At 49.2% G+C, this 15,967-nt stretch carries 18 protein-coding genes; 11 read left to right on the top strand and 7 right to left on the bottom strand.

The window, feature by feature from the left end; translation table 11 throughout:
* Positions 1-19 precede the first annotated feature (19 nt).
* Genes A3849_RS33635 through A3849_RS17565 form a run of 3 tightly spaced genes read left to right on the top strand, consistent with a single transcriptional unit; the run spans position 20 to position 2,371 of the window.
* Positions 20-148: a hypothetical protein gene (locus tag A3849_RS33635; RefSeq protein WP_256700811.1), complete on the top strand. Its 129-nt coding sequence runs from the start codon at positions 20-22 to the stop codon at positions 146-148.
* Positions 138-1,061, top strand: coding sequence for an LTA synthase family protein (locus A3849_RS17560; RefSeq protein ID WP_074112584.1), 924 nt, complete (start codon positions 138-140; stop codon positions 1,059-1,061). Before A3849_RS33635 ends, A3849_RS17560 begins: the two co-directional genes overlap by 11 nt.
* A gap of 41 nt (positions 1,062-1,102) precedes the next feature.
* On the top strand, positions 1,103-2,371 hold the full coding sequence (locus tag A3849_RS17565; RefSeq protein ID WP_074112585.1) for an erythromycin esterase family protein: 1,269 nt from the start codon (positions 1,103-1,105) through the stop codon (positions 2,369-2,371).
* On the opposite strand, the gene A3849_RS17570 is transcribed toward A3849_RS17565, so the two are convergent.
* The 5 genes from A3849_RS17570 to A3849_RS17590 form a co-directional block, all read right to left on the bottom strand.
* A complete protein-coding gene (locus tag A3849_RS17570; RefSeq protein WP_074112614.1) occupies positions 2,361-4,100 on the bottom strand; it encodes an alpha-glycosidase in 1,740 nt (579 codons plus the stop codon). The two genes, A3849_RS17565 and A3849_RS17570, sit on opposite strands and share 11 nt — an antisense overlap.
* 239 nt (positions 4,101-4,339) lie before the next feature.
* Entirely contained in the window at positions 4,340-5,575 is a 1,236-nt protein-coding gene (locus tag A3849_RS17575; protein ID WP_074112586.1) for a sialidase/neuraminidase family protein, read from the bottom strand.
* 14 nt (positions 5,576-5,589) lie between these two features.
* Positions 5,590-5,961 (bottom strand): hypothetical protein, encoded by a 372-nt coding sequence (locus A3849_RS17580; RefSeq protein ID WP_074101708.1) that lies wholly within the window; start codon positions 5,959-5,961, stop codon positions 5,590-5,592.
* Positions 5,962-6,084: 123 nt separating this feature from the next.
* Positions 6,085-6,486 carry a hypothetical protein gene (locus A3849_RS17585; RefSeq protein ID WP_143191848.1) on the bottom strand — a complete coding sequence of 134 codons (402 nt, stop codon included), beginning with the start codon at positions 6,484-6,486 and terminating at the stop codon, positions 6,085-6,087.
* Positions 6,487-6,491: 5 nt separating this feature from the next.
* A complete protein-coding gene (locus tag A3849_RS17590; protein WP_074112588.1) occupies positions 6,492-6,896 on the bottom strand; it encodes a hypothetical protein in 405 nt (134 codons plus the stop codon).
* Between the two features lie 316 nt (positions 6,897-7,212).
* Between A3849_RS17590 and A3849_RS17595 the strand changes: the two genes are divergently transcribed.
* Positions 7,213-8,400: an ROK family transcriptional regulator gene (locus tag A3849_RS17595; RefSeq protein WP_074112589.1), complete on the top strand. Its 1,188-nt coding sequence runs from the start codon at positions 7,213-7,215 to the stop codon at positions 8,398-8,400.
* Between the two features lie 32 nt (positions 8,401-8,432).
* A complete protein-coding gene (locus A3849_RS17600; protein ID WP_074112590.1) occupies positions 8,433-9,401 on the top strand; it encodes an ROK family protein in 969 nt (322 codons plus the stop codon).
* Positions 9,402-9,581: 180 nt separating this feature from the next.
* On the opposite strand, the gene A3849_RS17605 is transcribed toward A3849_RS17600, so the two are convergent.
* Positions 9,582-10,502 carry a ketopantoate reductase family protein gene (locus A3849_RS17605; protein WP_074112591.1) on the bottom strand — a complete coding sequence of 307 codons (921 nt, stop codon included), beginning with the start codon at positions 10,500-10,502 and terminating at the stop codon, positions 9,582-9,584.
* A gap of 148 nt (positions 10,503-10,650) precedes the next feature.
* Between A3849_RS17605 and A3849_RS17610 the strand changes: the two genes are divergently transcribed.
* Positions 10,651-11,199 carry a TetR/AcrR family transcriptional regulator gene (locus tag A3849_RS17610; RefSeq protein ID WP_074112592.1) on the top strand — a complete coding sequence of 183 codons (549 nt, stop codon included), beginning with the start codon at positions 10,651-10,653 and terminating at the stop codon, positions 11,197-11,199.
* A gap of 214 nt (positions 11,200-11,413) precedes the next feature.
* Here the strand turns inward: A3849_RS17610 and A3849_RS17615 are convergent, their stop codons facing one another.
* Positions 11,414-11,884: a DUF2798 domain-containing protein gene (locus A3849_RS17615; RefSeq protein WP_074112593.1), complete on the bottom strand. Its 471-nt coding sequence runs from the start codon at positions 11,882-11,884 to the stop codon at positions 11,414-11,416.
* Between the two features lie 136 nt (positions 11,885-12,020).
* On the opposite strand from A3849_RS17615, the gene A3849_RS17620 reads away from it, so the two are divergent.
* From A3849_RS17620 to A3849_RS17640, 5 genes are all read left to right on the top strand, one after another.
* The gene (locus A3849_RS17620; RefSeq protein ID WP_074112594.1) at positions 12,021-12,437 is read left to right on the top strand and encodes a MarR family winged helix-turn-helix transcriptional regulator; all 417 of its coding nucleotides are present in this window, start codon (positions 12,021-12,023) and stop codon (positions 12,435-12,437) included.
* Positions 12,438-12,512: 75 nt separating this feature from the next.
* Positions 12,513-13,286: a MerR family transcriptional regulator gene (locus A3849_RS17625; protein ID WP_074112595.1), complete on the top strand. Its 774-nt coding sequence runs from the start codon at positions 12,513-12,515 to the stop codon at positions 13,284-13,286.
* A complete protein-coding gene (locus A3849_RS17630; protein ID WP_074112596.1) occupies positions 13,283-13,957 on the top strand; it encodes a GNAT family N-acetyltransferase in 675 nt (224 codons plus the stop codon). The genes A3849_RS17625 and A3849_RS17630 overlap by 4 nt, the downstream gene beginning before the upstream one ends.
* Positions 13,954-14,958, top strand: a complete 1,005-nt coding sequence (locus A3849_RS17635) for an alpha/beta hydrolase family protein (protein ID WP_074112597.1) — start codon at positions 13,954-13,956, stop codon at positions 14,956-14,958. The genes A3849_RS17630 and A3849_RS17635 overlap by 4 nt, the downstream gene beginning before the upstream one ends.
* Before the next feature lie 99 nt (positions 14,959-15,057).
* Positions 15,058-15,894, top strand: coding sequence for a metallophosphoesterase family protein (locus A3849_RS17640; protein WP_256700812.1), 837 nt, complete (start codon positions 15,058-15,060; stop codon positions 15,892-15,894).
* Positions 15,895-15,967: the final 73 nt, after the last annotated feature.

A 15,967-nucleotide genomic window follows, 5' to 3' on the forward strand; every position in this document is an offset into this window, starting at 1 on the left:
GAGAGGAGAGACGAATCGATTGGGAAAGTTCTCTATCCGAAAAGCATCTGTGCTGGTGACAGTATTTCTTGTAAGTATTGCGCTTATTTTCTGGCATTCCTACAAGAGGGCGGAGTCTGAATCCGGTCTGGAGCAGATTGCTGCATAAGCGGGGATATACCGCGAATACGTTTCATGTGAATGATGTGAGCTTTTGGGACCGGAATCAATTGTACCCGGCACTGGGCTTCGACGCCTATTATGACCAGCCTTATTTTCGCAAAGAGAAGTTTAACCGTTTCGGGGCCTCGGACGAGGAGCTCTACCGCGTAGCTTTCAACAAGCTGAACGCTTTGACGCGGAAGCATCAAACGTTCTATGCCCAGTTGGTTACCGTCTCCAGCCACTCTCCTTATACGATCCCGGAAGACAGGAAACGTCTGAAGCTGAATGCGGCATTAGACGGCAAGACCCTCGGAGATTATCTTACAGCTATCCATTATGCCGATTATGCGCTTGGGGCCTTCATCTATAAGCTGAAACAAACCGGATTGTGGAATAACAGCGTAGTTGTTATATACGGGGATCATTTCGGACTCAATAAGAAAAAGCATAATCCTCAAAAGATCAGCGATGCCCTGAACATTCCCTACCATAAGCACATTAGCGCCTTTAATGTGCCGTTGCTGATTCACCTTCCGGGACAGCTCAGCGGGAGAATTATAGACCGGACCGGAGGCCAGACCGACATTCTTCCGACAGTAGCCAATATCATGGGCATTGATCTGAAGGCGGAAGGATTTACGGCTTTTGGGCAGGATCTGGTCAATACAGACCATAATATTATCGGCATGCGCTATTATTTGCCCACAGGCTCGTTTTTTAATGATGAGGTGCTCTTTGTTCCTGGCAAGGAAGGCTTCAAGGATGGGAGAGCGACCTCCATCAGAACGCTTAAGCGCATCGAAGATATCACTCCCTACAAGGCAGACTATGACTATATTATCGAGCGGATGAAACAGTCGGACCGCTATGTGTGGCAGCTGCCTGTCCGGGCAGGAAGTCGGGGAAACCGGGACTAATGGAACCCAAAAATGAAATTACAACTGGAGGATGACGGCGAATGAATGATTCAACCCTTATGCAATCCATACGGAAGCTCGCTCAGCCTTGGGGGAGCGATGAATCATATGACAGTCTGATCGCTGAGGCCAAAAGCGCAAGTTATGTTCTGCTCGGAGAAGCATCACATGGAACCTCAGAGTTCTACAGCGTTCGTGCCGGGCTGACCAAACGTCTTATCGCAGAAGAAGGCTTCCGCTTCATCGCGGTAGAAGGGGACTGGCCCTCCTGCTATACACTTAACCGCTATATCAAAGGGTATGCTGATGCGGCAGACCATGCACGGGCGGCCCTCAGCGATTATACCCGCTGGCCCTCCTGGATGTGGGCGAACCGCGAAATTCTGGAATTGGCGGAATGGCTGCGCAGCTATAATCAAGAGCGGCCGGAATCTGAGAAGGTTGGCTTTTACGGCATAGATATGTATAGTCTTTGGGAGTCTATGGATGAAATCCTGAATTATCTTACTTCTAAAGGCAGCCCGGACCTGGAAGCGGCTATACATGCTTTTGAATGCTTTGAACCTTACGGCAGGGAGGGGCAGTCGTATGGGATATCAGCGTCTTTATATGGAGAGGGCTGTGAGGAGGAGGTTGTTTCGCTGTTAAGCAAACTTCAGGATGAGTGGAAGCAGGCCCATCCGGCTGACCGGGAGAATGCATTAAGCGTTGAGCTCAATGCGATGACTGTACAGGGGGCGGAATCCTATTACCGGACGATGATACGTCATGACTCCGATTCATGGAACATCCGGGACCGCCATATGGTTGCAGCCTTGGAGAAGCTGATGGAGTTCCATGGTGAGGGTGCCAGGGTAGTGGTGTGGGAGCATAACACTCATATTGGTGATGCCCGGGCAACAGATATGACGCAGGATCAGATGGTCAATGTAGGACAATTGCTGCGTGAAAAATATGGAAACGACGTATATGCCGTAGGCTTTGGGACGTACCGGGGGACGGTCGTTGCCGGGAGAGCCTGGGGAGCTCCGGCGGAGGAAATGCAGGTTCCGCCAGCGATTAAGAACAGCTGGGAGGAGCTGCTGCACCGGGATGGGGCAGAAGACAAGCTGCTCTTGTTCAGCCAGGGAGAGACCGTACTGGACCAGAAGGTTATCGGTCACCGGGCTATTGGTGTGGTCTACCATCCGGAACGGGAGCGGGGCAATTACGTACCCTCCATCCTTTCGAAGCGCTACAACGCTTTTATATATCTCGACCATACCCATGCGCTGTCTCCGGTTCAGACGGGGGCTGCTTTTACCTCTTAATTAGAATTTGGTAACTGAAAGGTTCGAGATGGAGCTGCAAGCTGCCCCCTATTGAAATCACTTGTTCCTTATTGGTTACATCCTGAAATGCTCCTTCCAGCGGAAGGGACAGGGAAACAAGCTGTTCCGAAGGGTTCAATGAAATCACGAAATGTGCATGCTCATCCATGCGTTCATATACAAAAGCGCGTTCCCCCGGGTCTGCCTTCAGGACATGGAAACAGCCTGTCTGCAAAGCCGGGAACGTTACGCGCAGCCGGATCAGAGACCGGTAGCAGTCGAACAGCTCCCGGTTCTGGAACTCTTTTTCCCAGATCATGCATTTGCGGCAATCCGGATCACCGGTCCCCTCAAGACCGATTTCATCGCCATACAAAATGCAGGGAGTCCCGGTAAAAGTGAACAGGAAGGCGGCAGCCAGTTTAAGCTTTCTTGCATCCCCGCCCAGCTGGGTGAGAATCCGTGGAGTATCGTGACTCGCGAGCAGGTTGAACAATACCTCATTGGCTTGCTGCGGGTAACGCATCAGGAGGTTGCTAATCTGGGCTCCAAAGCGTTGAGCGTCAATGTCACCGTTATTCAGATATTCAATCAAACGCCTTGCAAGCGGATAGTTCATGACCGAATCGAATTGATCTCCGTGCAGCCAGCGCATAGAATCACTCCACACCTCTCCAATGATAAAAGCGTCGGGATTGATGGTTTTAACAAGCCTGCGGAAGCTCCTCCAGAAGGTATGGTCAACTTCGTTGGCCACATCCAGTCTCCAGCCGTCAATCGCTACTTCGTTCATCCAATAAGCAGCGGTATCCAGCAGATATTTCCGGGCCTCAGGATTTGCCGTATTCAGCTTGGGCATCTCAGCAAAAAAACCAAACGCCTCATAGTTGGGCTTCCCATCGGTTACCTTGACAGGAAACTCATGAATGTGGAACCAGCCGGCATAGGGGGAGTGTGGTCCATGTTCAATCACATCCTGAAATTGGGATGATTGTGTACTGACATGGTTAAACACGGCATCAAGCACAACACGGATTTGCCGGGCATGAGCGCTTTGGACCAGATTCTTCAGTACCGCAAGGTCACCAAAATTCGGGTCCACCTTCCTGTAATCGGTTGTATTGTATTTATGGTTACTTGGAGCTTCAAAGATTGGGGTCAGATATATAGCTGTGATCCCCAGCTCAGCCAAATGATCCAAATGGTCTATGATTCCTTGGAGATCTCCTCCGAAGAAGCTTTCAACAGTAGGCGCGTCTCCCCATGCTGAAATACTCACGGGATCATTTCCGGGGTTGCCATTGGCGAACCGGTCGGGCATGATCTGATAGAATACGGCAGACTTGGCCCATTCCGGGGCTTTAAACAAATCCACTTCATGGATATAAGGTCTTTCGAAGTATCCCTCCGGCGGTTCAGGCTGCCTGGTGAAGATTCCTTCTTCTGTCATCCAGACGGTCTCTTCTCCGGCATGAAAGCGAAAGGCATAAGAGAAGCGCTTATTTTTGGGTTTTACAGCCGTTTCCCAATAATCAAAGAGCTGGTCGGTTACTATCTTATGCATCCTGTGCTCATGATGATAGTTCTTCCAATCATATTTGTCGCCCGTGAGAGCAAAGACCTGCTTCACATTCTCCTTCTGGGTTCGGACACGCAAATGGAAGGTGTCCTTGTCATAGAGGTACGCCCAGTTGCTGTGAGGGACATGATGCAGGCCCTCCAGATGAATAGGTGTACGCTCTGCCGGAGAATTTACAATCCAATCCTTGTTCTTCACAAAAGACCTCCCAATCATTTGAATATGTATATTGTAGCCGCCGGATTGGAAATTAAGCCTTTCTTTTACGGGGAATTTACAAGTGTGAAATTAAAAGCCCTCTCTATCCGGTTCGGATAGAAAGGGCTGCTGCTGTTAGGCATAGTATGTCCGGGATCCCACAAATTAACGTGCAAATTCGTGTGAAGTTCTCAATTTCCGTAAATGATATCCTGCTTGCCCAGTCTCGAATCGTTCCAGACCGCGGCCAGCGTATCCGGGAATTTGGTAGCTGCAGTAATATAGTCGCCAATCAGCGGAACAGGCGTGGGAGAATTGCCGTTTGGATTGGTGGAAACATCGGATATCCGCCGATTGGCGAAGGAGACGCCGGCATTGAAAGACTCGGCGACAAAAACATCCAATAGAAATCCGTCCACCCGGTTGGTGTAATAAATCACCCGTATGGTTCCGTTCGAGGGGGAGACGGTAATGGAAGGGGAGAAGTTCTGTGAGCCCGCCGGTGCTCCTGTGATACTAATAGGCGAGGACCACAGCAATCCATCCGGGGAACGGGAAAAAAAGACATCCGCATAGCCCAGACGGAAATCATTCCAGACCGCATACACAAACCCCCCGAACTGTCCGGCGGAAATGTCGGTCCCCAAGCTGAGGTTCGTCTGTACCCGGAACGCGTAATTCGGCACGGGCAGAGGACTCGGCACTGGAACTGTACTGGCGATGAACGTAGCTCCCAGGATCACGGGAGGGTTGAAGGAAACACCTCCATCCAGAGATACTCTGATATATGCATTCGTCGGGAGGTTGGAGCGGGTCTGAATATAACCGACATACAGCTCTCCGGCGAGGCCGACGGCAAGAGCAGCCCGGTCAAGCTCGCCTCTGGGATCGGATATGCGCAGCGGCCGTTCCCAAGTGAGTCCCTGATCCAGAGAACGTTGGAAAAAGATAGCCGAGTTCTGGGAAAGGTCGTAAATGGGCGTATAGCCTACATATGCATTTCCCCGGTACGGACTGGAGGGAGAACGGTCAACAGCGATATAAGGTTCATCATTGTGAACATATAATCCGAACCCTTGCTGTACAATGACAGGGGGATTGAACGTTACTCCGTTATCAAAAGAAGTGTAGGTAGCAATCGTTCCATCCATATATTCATTGAAGTAATGAACCGCCACGATGAATGTGCCGGGAAACGTATAATCGATTGTCGGGGCTTCTGCGCTCATGTACCCTGGTGCTTGCGGCAATACGGTATTTGACCAAGTTGCTCCTCCGTCGATCGAACGGTAGAAGCCTGTTAATGCGGTTCCTGTACTGTCTTCCACCGCGACCACACACAGAATATTCGGGTCCAGCGTATTTACTGCTATCGAGGGCTCGATATGATTCCCCGGCAAAGCCGCAGTTATGTTCACGTTAGCCAATGGATCACCTCATTTTAGGTAGAAATAATCGATAACCGGTCAATATATGTAAGTTCAGGCTGCAGAATCCGATCCAGAGTGTTTCCGCTCGCATCCAGCGCAAAGATGTTAATAATGGTATCTACTGCACTGTAGAAATTGACTTGGACCTCATAATAATCGGCAAGCGTAACTGAATAGGTCTGGGCAACAAGCTGCTGGGGATTAAGCTGGAAAAGGGTTTCTCCGACAGCAACACGTGTGAAGCTCGCTCCACGGAACTGAAAAATCTGCAAGGTGAGATTAATGGGGGAAATAATGGAATCGTTTAAGCAGGAGATTTGAATACGGTCCAAATGGGTGGAGCCTGTTGGAGGATTGTATACCGCTCCCGTTGTAAAAGGCATCGCATGAACTCCTTCCGGCCTGATTAACGACATTTGGTAAAAAGTATGTGGATTCATTTTGTCCTATGCCAATAATCCAAAATATGTATAACACAGAGAGAGACGAAACTCCCTCTGTGGAGTTTAAAGAATGGACAAACCCATAAATACAATAGGTCCCACAACGTTGGGGATATTTCCGCCCGATACAGAAGACGCGATGATTGCATAAGCGTAGTAACCCGAAGCCAGCCCGGAGTCCACATAAGATAATTTCACCGCATCAAAAGCATTCACAGCTGTACCACTGGACTGGAAGGTGCTGATCTGCACCGCATTGCGTACGATAGTGAAGAGAACATCCGGGGAATTAGTGCCGGTGCTCTGCAGACCGATTGTGGCTTCAAGCTGCACCGATCCTCCTGTGGCGACATTCAACCCGAATTGTCCAAGAATGAGGCTGCTTGGCAAAGCTAATACAGATAATGAGGTGGACTGAGAGAAGCTGGACGGGATGCTTTTACCCAGATCAATAATTTGTGTCATGGCAGTCACAACAGGGAAAGGCCCGAAAATAACACGGGACCTACCAGATTTGCACTGTTCAGAACAGCAGAATTCAACTGCGCAACGGTAAGGGTATAGGCGAAATAGCCAGCGGTCAAGTTACTGTCGACAAAAGAGAAGCTGATCGGATCATATTGATTGATATTCAGCGCACTCGCCGTAATCGTAAACACTGCTGTGCTTCCCCGTAAAATAGTGAACAGCAAATCTGGACTTCCCATCGTATTCTGGACACCGACGGACGCGCTCAGCCACACATTGCCGCCCTGCCCTGTTGCCAAACCGAATTGAGCGAGCGTATTGCTTGAAGGCGATGCAAGAATGGGAATCGAGATCGACTGGCTGAAGCTGGCGGCAACACTTTTACTGAAATCGAGAATCTGGGTCACAGTAATCAGCTCCTTGTAACGTATTTGTTCTATTCATAAAATATGTAAGTTGGTGTGAGAGTGATTGGACGTGACACAGGCGCTATTTTCAAAACATACCTGATGCCTATTCGATTGGTACCATTATCCGGCATTAAGGCGATGAGTGATATTGTTCTATACGGCTTGATGAGAGAGGGATTGGTGGAAGCATAGAAGAACCAAGCCCCCAGGGAGCTATGAGAAAGAAATACTTTTCTTGGGGGCTAGAAAAGTATAGGGCCAGCAGGTATAGTTAGTTAATAAAATTAACTAACTATACCGAGAAGGATGAACAATGAAAAACCAATCTGCAGGTACGCCGCAAACCATGCGCAATCTGAATGAATTGCTGATTCTGAATGAGATCATAGGTGGGGAACCGCAATCACGGGCTGATCTCAGCCGTCAGACCGGGTTAAGCAAACCAACCGTATCCTCAGCCATCACTCATCTCATCGGGCGTGGACTGGTCCGGGAGACGGGCAGGGCCGACAACTCCCAGGGGAGAAAGGCAACCTGGCTTGAATTCAATACCCATTGCTTTTATGTGGCCGGCGTTGATCTGGGGGCTACACGGATCAGGATGGCACTGGCTGATATGGGAGGGCAGATTGTCCAGTACCAACAGCTCGCAATGCCTGAAGGAAGCCTGACGGCTACAGAGTTCCAGACCTTTTTGGTTCAAAGCCTGGAAGGGCTGCTTAAGGAGTACGGCGTAGCATGGGACAGGATTAAGGCTGCCGCTATCGGAATTCCAGGGGTCGTAGACCCTGCCGGCGGTGAAGTGTCTAGGCTGGTTTCACCGCTGAAGGGCCTCGAAACTACATTGGAGCTTGCCAACTTAACCCGGCTTTTTCCCGTCCCTGTCATTACTGAAAATGATGTGAATCTGGCGGCACTCGCGGAGCATTCCTTAACCGCCGATGCCGGAGGAGGGGGCTCACTTTTATACTTCTCGTTAGGCGAGGGAACCGGGGGAGGCATCATTATTGATGGTGCAATCTACCGCGGCTTGGGCGGAGGAGCAGGGGAATTAGCCAATATGAGGCTCAGTGCCGGGAGGCTGGAGGATGTTCTTTCTGCCAAGGGACTTCTAAGGCTTACCTCCGCTATAACAGGAGAGCAGGACGGGAAGCCGGATTCCTTCAGCTCTGAACCCGGAATCTCTCCCGAGAGATTGTTCGAAAAGGTCAGAAAGGGTGATCCTGTGGCACAGTCTGTAATGGACGCGTATAGCGGAATGCTGGCAGAGGCATTAACCAATATTTGTGCTGTAATCGCTCCGGATTCAATTGTTTTGGGTGGAGGACTTGGCAGCAACGGAGACGTATTGCTTCACCGGCTGGAAGCCCGGTTAACCGGGCTGGACCGCAACCCGCGCCTGGCAGTCTCATGCCACCGGGAGATGGATGTCGTTACCGGAGCCATTCAAATGGCGGTGCAGGCTGCCTTTCGCCGCCTCCGTGAAGAATGGACGCTTTAGACATAATCAATAGAATCTGGAGGGTTGCTGAAATGAACATTCATAGTGCCGGAATCGATGTGGGCGGAACCAAAACGCTGTTATGCCTGGTTGACGAAGAAGGAAATATCCTGGCGCAGCATAAGCTGGAGACGCAACTTACGCGTGATCCCCGGTTATTCTTCGCCTGGTTGTTTGATGAGTTAGCGCAGTTCTGTGCAGCAAATGGAGGCGGTCTTGCCTCACTAAGCGGAATTGGCATCGGGTTTCCCGGGGTGATGAATGAATCCACGGGGATTCTATCCAGTGCCCCTGCACTGAATTGGCCTGCCATAGATATCCGTCCGGTCATCGCAGCCCATTATCCGGGAATTATTGTGCTGGATAACGATGTGAATATGGCGGCGCTTGGAGAGCATGCTGCCGGAGCCGCCGCCGGCTCTGAGCATTTTATGATGATTACGGTAGGAACGGGGATTGGCGGAGCTATGTTTTTGAACGGGCAGCTGTACCGGGGGGCCGGATTTTCGGCCGGCGAGATTGGTTACTTGATTCTTGAACCGGAAGCAGACCTTGCTTCGGCCGATTCGGAGAACAGTGAATTCGGGCCTTTTGAAATGGCTGTGTCCGGTACAGGGATTGGCCAGAAGGCTGCCGATTATCTGCTTGAGGACAGCCGTTTCTCCCTGATCCGGCAAATCGCGGGGAACGGACCGGTCCGGGCGGAGCATGTATTTGCAGCAGCGGCACAGGAGGATGCAGCCGCTGTGCAGATTTTGAACAAGTCTTATGACCAGATGTCGGTTGTCATTAAGAACATAACGATCACTCTGGACCTTCATCTAATCATTCTCGGTGGCGGTGTCGTGGAGAAGAATGCTGGATATGTCCAGGAGATTACCCATCGGGTCAGCCGCTATGCTCCCCATCAACCGGTCATCATCAGGCAGGCGGCCTTAGGCAATCAAGCTGGAGCCATCGGAGCTGCGGCTGCGGTCAGGAGCAGACTGGCAGGTAGATAGGTTTGGGATTCATCCGCTGATTGAGGCGCATTGAAATTCTTCCTGCCAATAGATGACTCCTAATAAAAAACAGCGGCAGTCAAGGACGACAAATGAAGTCCCTGACTGCTGCTGTTTTATTGAAAAAACGTTTCCCGTTAGCTCAGCGCGGTTATGCTTATTTTGAACGAACAGAAATCACTAAGCATGTATTTCCAGATCGATATCATTTTGATTTAGAAGCTTCAATAAATCGTTATTTAGCTGCACAATTTCCTTATTAGCACTATTCGCATAATCCGGCAGCAGCATATCCTTCACCATTTTTGTCCGCAGCCAGATCATAAAGAACAAATCCAACACCCAATTTGGGAGTTTAAGCACCATTTTAAATACAGAAGGATGAATGGCAACGCCAGCTTTTTGGATGGCCCTTAAATACGTTTTTAGAGTGAGGGTTATTTGGTGTGCCGTTTTTCTGGTTCTAACTGTTTTTTCGTCGATTATCTTATTTCCTACATGTAGAACACTAAGCAACGCAATGTCCGATACGGAATGAGTTATCAGATATGATTTCATGTCCTTATGAATTGTGCAGGAAAGCTTTGCTGTTTTAAATAATTGTGCGAGGTTTTCTACACGTTCGGTCACTTCACCGCTTATTTCTCCAAACTTAGTAGCTATCAGAATCTTTGGCGGGAACCGGGCATACAGAATCCCCTCTTTAATCTGTCCGCCGGCACCAGGAAAAGCGGGTAAAAGCCGGTCTCCAATAATATCCAGCCACGAAGAAAATCCAATTGAATTGTTGGTCATTGTAACAATATTTTTGCTTTGATTGTCTTTAAGTGCCAGCAACGCTGATTCGGATTGATCGTAACGGACGGTAACGAAAATAAAATCATATACATCATCATGTTCAAGCGTATCAATGACATTTACTTTTATAGACTTAACCGCACCTTTTTCATAATATTGCAGGCCATTTTCTTTCAATGTTTTTAACCTGTCAGAACGTGCAAACAGAGTAACGTCAATCCCTGCTTCAATGAATTTGATTGCGTATGCGCTCCCTATAACACCTGCACCAAAAATTAAAATTCTATTTTGTTTTGCTGACATAAGAATCACCCCTATTTTTTTAACACGATCATTTGATTATCAGACAACATGTTGTATGATGTGATCATAGATCTTTATTATTCTTTGATCAACCATCAGTTTTTTATGATTTGTCGGATGATATTCTTGTTCTCGATAGGAGTGTAAAATGAAAAAGCAGCCAGAAACCACGGAAAAAACAAGACGAAACTTCATAGATGTTTTTTGTGAGTTATACAGTCAAAAGCCGATTGAAAAAATATCCATTCAGGAGATTGCGAATAAGGCGGGATATAACCGCAGCACCTTTTATCAATACTTTACGGATATTTACGAATTGTTAGACTTTGTTGAGAATGACTTATTGAGCTACATCAAAGAAGAATTGGCGAATAATGAGCTATCTACCTACAATGTTCAGAATGCGCTTCATTGTTTGGAAGACAGGGAACATCTCTCGGTGCTTAAGGCGCTCTTGGGGGACTATGGAAGTCTTCGTTTTTTAGAACGCCTAAAAAAAGAAATGACCCTTGACAGACTGGATTTAAGCTTGCCGTCAAACCATTCCATAACGCCCTACTTGATTGAGTTTCACATCTCCACATCACTTTCTTTATTTCGTCTGTGGCTTCAGCGGGAAAAGGATTTATCGCCGGAGGAATTTTTCGGGCTAATGGATAACCTGTATACAAAGGGAATAACACCCTATTCTAAATAATAAATCTACCTCCAAACCCAATCATTGTGTACAGAGATGAACGATAGAGATCAGTTGGTATGCATGGTAGAGCTTGGCGCAAAAAAAGACTTGGTTAATTAATTCCTAACCAGGTCCTTTTTACGTGTGGTGTACTCAACTGTAATCCTTAATCAATGAGATTGATCTTCCTTAATCTCGCATGTTGACTTACCTTTCAACTGCAGCTTACATGTTATGCAGCCGCATGAGCAGGTACCGGAAAAATCCTCATGAACAGGAGCCGGGTGAGCGGACCGACTACAATGAGCTGAAGGGGCAGCGCGCAGATGAAATTGAGTCCCACCGTTGAAAAGTAATGGGCGAAGAAGTTGCCGCTAAATCCGTAGTGTGCCAGGGTACCATATAGGGACATGCACAGCACCATGCCGCAGACCATGAAGAAGGAGATGGTAAGTACCTTCTTGATGGTTGGATCAGTCGGTTTGACGAGCTTGAACGCGATTCCTTTGGCTACTCTGCTGACTACCACCACATCCATGAACAGGCCGACAATTAGTGCGGGGACAAAGCCGATGGCTACCTCCGTAATGACGCTGCTGGTCCAGCCAGTAAAGAGAACTACATTATAAATGCTCATGAAGAGCACCATTAACGTACACATGATTGCCGTAAAGATCAAAGCCTCTTTTTTATTCTTTCCCATTGCCCAAACTCCCTTGAAATATAATTTTGTGACTGCGATCATAGTAACAGACCCCGAATTAATCGTCAACCAAGTTGACAAAAAACGTCCTGAAAGTGATACACTTAAATCACCTGTATATTTGGAGGCCGGACAGATGAAGGATTATATACAAAACCTGAATTTAATTGACTTAATCAGCGAAAAGCATAAGGCTTTGCGGGAAGAGGTGAACGGGCGGAGCAGCTACCCGCTTAATAAGACCGAAACTCATATATTGGCCATGCTTGACCTGCATACTGTTTTATCTATTTCAGAAGTTAGCCGATTAATCCATATTTCCCGGCAGGGCGGACAGAAATGCATCAACGGCCTGCTTGCCGAAGAATACGTCAAGATCACCCAGGTCGTTGGCAACGCCCGGGACAAGCACATCACTCTAACCAGAAAAGGGTCTGAGGCATGCCGCAGCATGCTGGAGATTAAGGTAGAGATGGAGCGGCAGATCATAGATCGCTTAGGGCAGGAGCAGGTTGAACTGCTAAAGAAGCTTTTGACCGAGGAATGGCTGTAGGATGTTCCACTCTTGACCTTAGGTCTGACCTAAGGTGTATCTTTACAGATATCCAGAACGGTGGGAGTGAAGTTAATGAAGAGTGAGATCACCATTAGTGAACTAGCCAAGCTTATGAATGTGTCGGTGCATCAGATCCGCTATTTTGAGGAAAAGGGTGTACTTCTGCCTTCTTATACTGAAGACAACCAGTACCGGAGGTACGGCATCGACCAGATCTATCAGCTGGCCCATATTATGCTGCTGCGGAAGCTGGGACTGCCGGTCCAGAACGTCAAGGAATGTATGACAGACTTTGGGCCGGATGAGGTCCGGCAAATGCTCCAGAACTCTTTGGAAGATACGCAATCCGAGATTCTCCGGCTTCAGCAGCTTGAGCAGTTTATTGGCAAGGTACTGCATGAGCACGATGATTTCAGCCAGGATACCACGGCTTACCGGGTAGTGCGGCGGGAATCCGTAAATTTGAAGCGGTGGTTCGAGCTTAACGAACAGTCTGCCCTACAGGCGAGACAGCTTGCGGAGTATGCCAAGCCTGCCCTGAATCTGTTTGAAGCAGACATTCATTATGTGTATGAAGGCACCGGTTCCGCTGTACTTTGCACGGAAGTCACGGAAGCCACGGAAACGGTAGATCTGGTGCTGGCTGCAGGAGAGTATCTGTGCTCCCCGTTTCAGGTGTCCCGGGAGGATGAACTGGCTCAACAGATCGTCCGGTTTGGCGAATATGCGGCAGAGCATGCCTATATTTCCGCAGGACCTCTAATCCTCATTGAGAAATCGTATCTCTCCCTGTTCAGTCAGGATAAGCTTCATTACGAGCTGCTGCAGCGGATGGTATCCGCATGATGAAATCCTCCTTCACAATTGAACCGATGCAGGCCAAGTACAACCGGCAGGTCAGCCAACTTCTTGTGCACGCGTTCAGCGGCAAGTTTTCTCCCTTAACCCGGATGGGGGAGGGCGATCTGGCTCTCTTGTTCGAAGAGTTGCTGGATGCCTTTCCGGGAGAACAGTCAAGTCAACGTGTGGTAGCAATTCATGAAGAAACGGTGATTGGAACGCTGTGCCTCAAATGGAAACCGGGTGCAGGCGATGATACTACGGCACCCCTTCCATCTGCAAGACTCTCAGAGATGAGGGAATTGGCCCGGTTCGGGAGGTGGAAGGTATTCAAGCTGTTGACCGCGTTACACGTTTTGAGCCATGAGCCGCAGGACGGAGAATGCTATATTGCCGATCTGTCTGTCCATCCGCTGCATCGCGGGAAGGGGACAGGCAAGCTGCTGCTGCAATGGGCGCACGCTTATGCGGTTTGCCAGCCGCAATGGACTTTCCTGAGCCTCCATGTCTCCGGTAATAATGCAGGTGCCAAGCGGCTATATGAACAAGTTTCCTTCCATACGCAAGAGGAACAGCACCGTCTGTTGCTGTATGTTCTTGTTCGTGAATGGCAATGGGAATATATGATTTTGCCACTCGAACCCACAGAGCATAGAGCCGGAGAGGAGTCCTTATGAAAAGAATAATAGGAATATTACTCCTGGTTATTGTGCTGCTCTGTACGGGCGCGGTGCTGTATGTATTCCAGCAAAACAGCTTTGACATGAGGGAGCAGTCCATTGAGATCGACTCTCCCCAAGGCAAGCTGACCGGTACGCTTGTCCTGCCGAAGAACGCTTCCGGTAAGCTGGGACTTGTGTTGTTCATTCACGGTGACGGGCCGGTTAATGCTTCTCACGGGGATGGATATAAGCCGCTATGGGAGCGGCTTGCTGCCCAGGGCTATGCTTCGCTGTCGCTGAACAAGAGAGGCATTGACGGATCCGCAGGGAATTGGCTCGATCAGAGCATAGATGACCGCGTGGAAGAAGCACGCCAGGCGCTGGCCTGGGCGAGAACACAGCCGATGATTGATCCCTCACGGATAGGTGTGTGGGGAGCCAGCCAGGCTGGATGGGTGATTCCGAAGCTTGCCGGGAAGGAGCCGCTTGCCTTCAGTATTCTGGTATCTCCGGCGATCAACTGGTTAACCCAGGGGGAGTACAATACGCGGATGCAAATGGCGAAGGACGGATATTCCGGGGATGCGATTTCCGCACAAGTAGCGTATGAACAGCAAATCAAGGAGCTTCTGGCAAAGAATGCAACGTACGAAGAATATGTAAAAGCAGCGGATCAGGAGGATGTGATGTCCCGGGACCGCTGGACCTTCGTGAGCAAGAACTTCAGAGCGGATGCGACTGACGATCTGCAGCACTTCAACTCTCCTGTACTCCTCCTGTTGGGGGAAGAGGATGTGAATGTGGACTGGAAGGAAACGGAGCAGGTATACCGCACAGTGGTGAGCCCATCCTTGCTCACGGTCAAGGTCTTTCCCGGTGCAGAGCACTCCATGCTGACTACCCGAACGGCGGATTCCAGACTGCGGGCCGTGATGATCAGCCTGTTCGCGCCAAGACAAATCACGGTCAAAGGCTATATGGAGCAAATTGCAGATTTTTTGCAGAAGCTTCCTTGATCCGAACGCTGAAAAGCCTCTTTTATGTCCAAGATATGTAATTCAGTATTGAATATAAATACTATTATATCTGACTAAACCATTCGAGAGAGGCGAGACATGATGAAAAAGAAGGCTTCACCGGCCCCCGCAAGAGTTCTTCCCTCCAGAACTGTGAGTAAGCGGGCAGCCGGTCCCTCGGCCAAAGCCCAGGTTATCCGGTTTGCGGTGATCGGGGACAGTCATGTGGGATATGGGAATAGCTCCGGCATATTTAAGAACCTTTTGCCGAAAGCGGTCAGCGGTGTAAAACCGGGATTTGTGATATTCGGCGGCGACAATGCCCAGGCGGGGGCGGATCATGGGAATCATGCGGATGCGTATTACAAGGACTTCAAGAACACAGTATTAAGCACGCTTGGCAGTATTCCTTACAAAGCATCCATAGGCAATTGGGAGGCGAGTACCCGGCCGCTATTCACCAAATATTTGGGCGCTGTGTCCGGACAAATGAACTTTCCGGGAACGCAAGGCAAAGTGAAGTACGTGTGGCTCAATTGCGCGTTAGGCCAGTTCAGTTCGGCGAGCCTGGCGCTGCTGAATAAGCTGGATGACAAGCACTTTTATGTGATTGATTTTCATTGGCCTTTGAAGATTGCCGGGATTACTGTGGAGCCGAGCCATGTACTGAGCCAGTCGGAAACCAGCAAGTTTTTCATGGCCATCCCTCCAAAAGCAAGAAACAGGGTGCTCGCCATTTTTACGCATCATGGACATTTATTTTACCGGAAGCTTGACCATATCTACCCTGGATTTGCCACCACCAAGTTTTTCGTCTGCGGATGCTCGGGGGATTATAAATGCAAGCCGAACGGGGACCGGGGATATTACGATGCAGCTTTGACGATGAACGGGAATCAAGTCAGTATTGATGCCTTTCGGGTAAAAGTGGTGTAGGCCAAAGTAACTGCTTAAATCTATCTTTGAATTGTCCGACGTCGATCTTGTGGAACGCTCCAAAAAGGGTGCG

Source organism: Paenibacillus sp. P46E (genome assembly GCF_001909095.1).
Lineage (GTDB): Bacteria > Bacillota > Bacilli > Paenibacillales > Paenibacillaceae > Paenibacillus_AQ > Paenibacillus_AQ helianthi.

What these genes read in the sequence shown, in the direction of transcription:
- A3849_RS17620 (WP_074112594.1), top strand. Translation starts at nt 12,021, where the DNA reads ATGAAGGATTATATACAAAACCTGAATTTAATTGACTTAATCAGCGAA.
- A3849_RS17610 (WP_074112592.1), top strand. Translation starts at nt 10,651, where the DNA reads ATGAAAAAGCAGCCAGAAACCACGGAAAAAACAAGACGAAACTTCATA.
- A3849_RS17630 (WP_074112596.1), top strand. Translation starts at nt 13,283, where the DNA reads ATGATGAAATCCTCCTTCACAATTGAACCGATGCAGGCCAAGTACAAC.
- A3849_RS17580 (WP_074101708.1), bottom strand. Translation starts at nt 5,961, where the DNA reads ATGCCTTTTACAACGGGAGCGGTATACAATCCTCCAACAGGCTCCACC.
- A3849_RS17595 (WP_074112589.1), top strand. Translation starts at nt 7,213, where the DNA reads ATGAAAAACCAATCTGCAGGTACGCCGCAAACCATGCGCAATCTGAAT.
- A3849_RS17635 (WP_074112597.1), top strand. Translation starts at nt 13,954, where the DNA reads ATGAAAAGAATAATAGGAATATTACTCCTGGTTATTGTGCTGCTCTGT.
- A3849_RS17565 (WP_074112585.1), top strand. Translation starts at nt 1,103, where the DNA reads ATGAATGATTCAACCCTTATGCAATCCATACGGAAGCTCGCTCAGCCT.
- A3849_RS17640 (WP_256700812.1), top strand. Translation starts at nt 15,058, where the DNA reads ATGATGAAAAAGAAGGCTTCACCGGCCCCCGCAAGAGTTCTTCCCTCC.
- A3849_RS17605 (WP_074112591.1), bottom strand. Translation starts at nt 10,502, where the DNA reads ATGTCAGCAAAACAAAATAGAATTTTAATTTTTGGTGCAGGTGTTATA.
- A3849_RS17625 (WP_074112595.1), top strand. Translation starts at nt 12,513, where the DNA reads ATGAAGAGTGAGATCACCATTAGTGAACTAGCCAAGCTTATGAATGTG.
- A3849_RS17615 (WP_074112593.1), bottom strand. Translation starts at nt 11,884, where the DNA reads ATGGGAAAGAATAAAAAAGAGGCTTTGATCTTTACGGCAATCATGTGT.
- A3849_RS17600 (WP_074112590.1), top strand. Translation starts at nt 8,433, where the DNA reads ATGAACATTCATAGTGCCGGAATCGATGTGGGCGGAACCAAAACGCTG.
- A3849_RS17585 (WP_143191848.1), bottom strand. Translation starts at nt 6,486, where the DNA reads ATGACACAAATTATTGATCTGGGTAAAAGCATCCCGTCCAGCTTCTCT.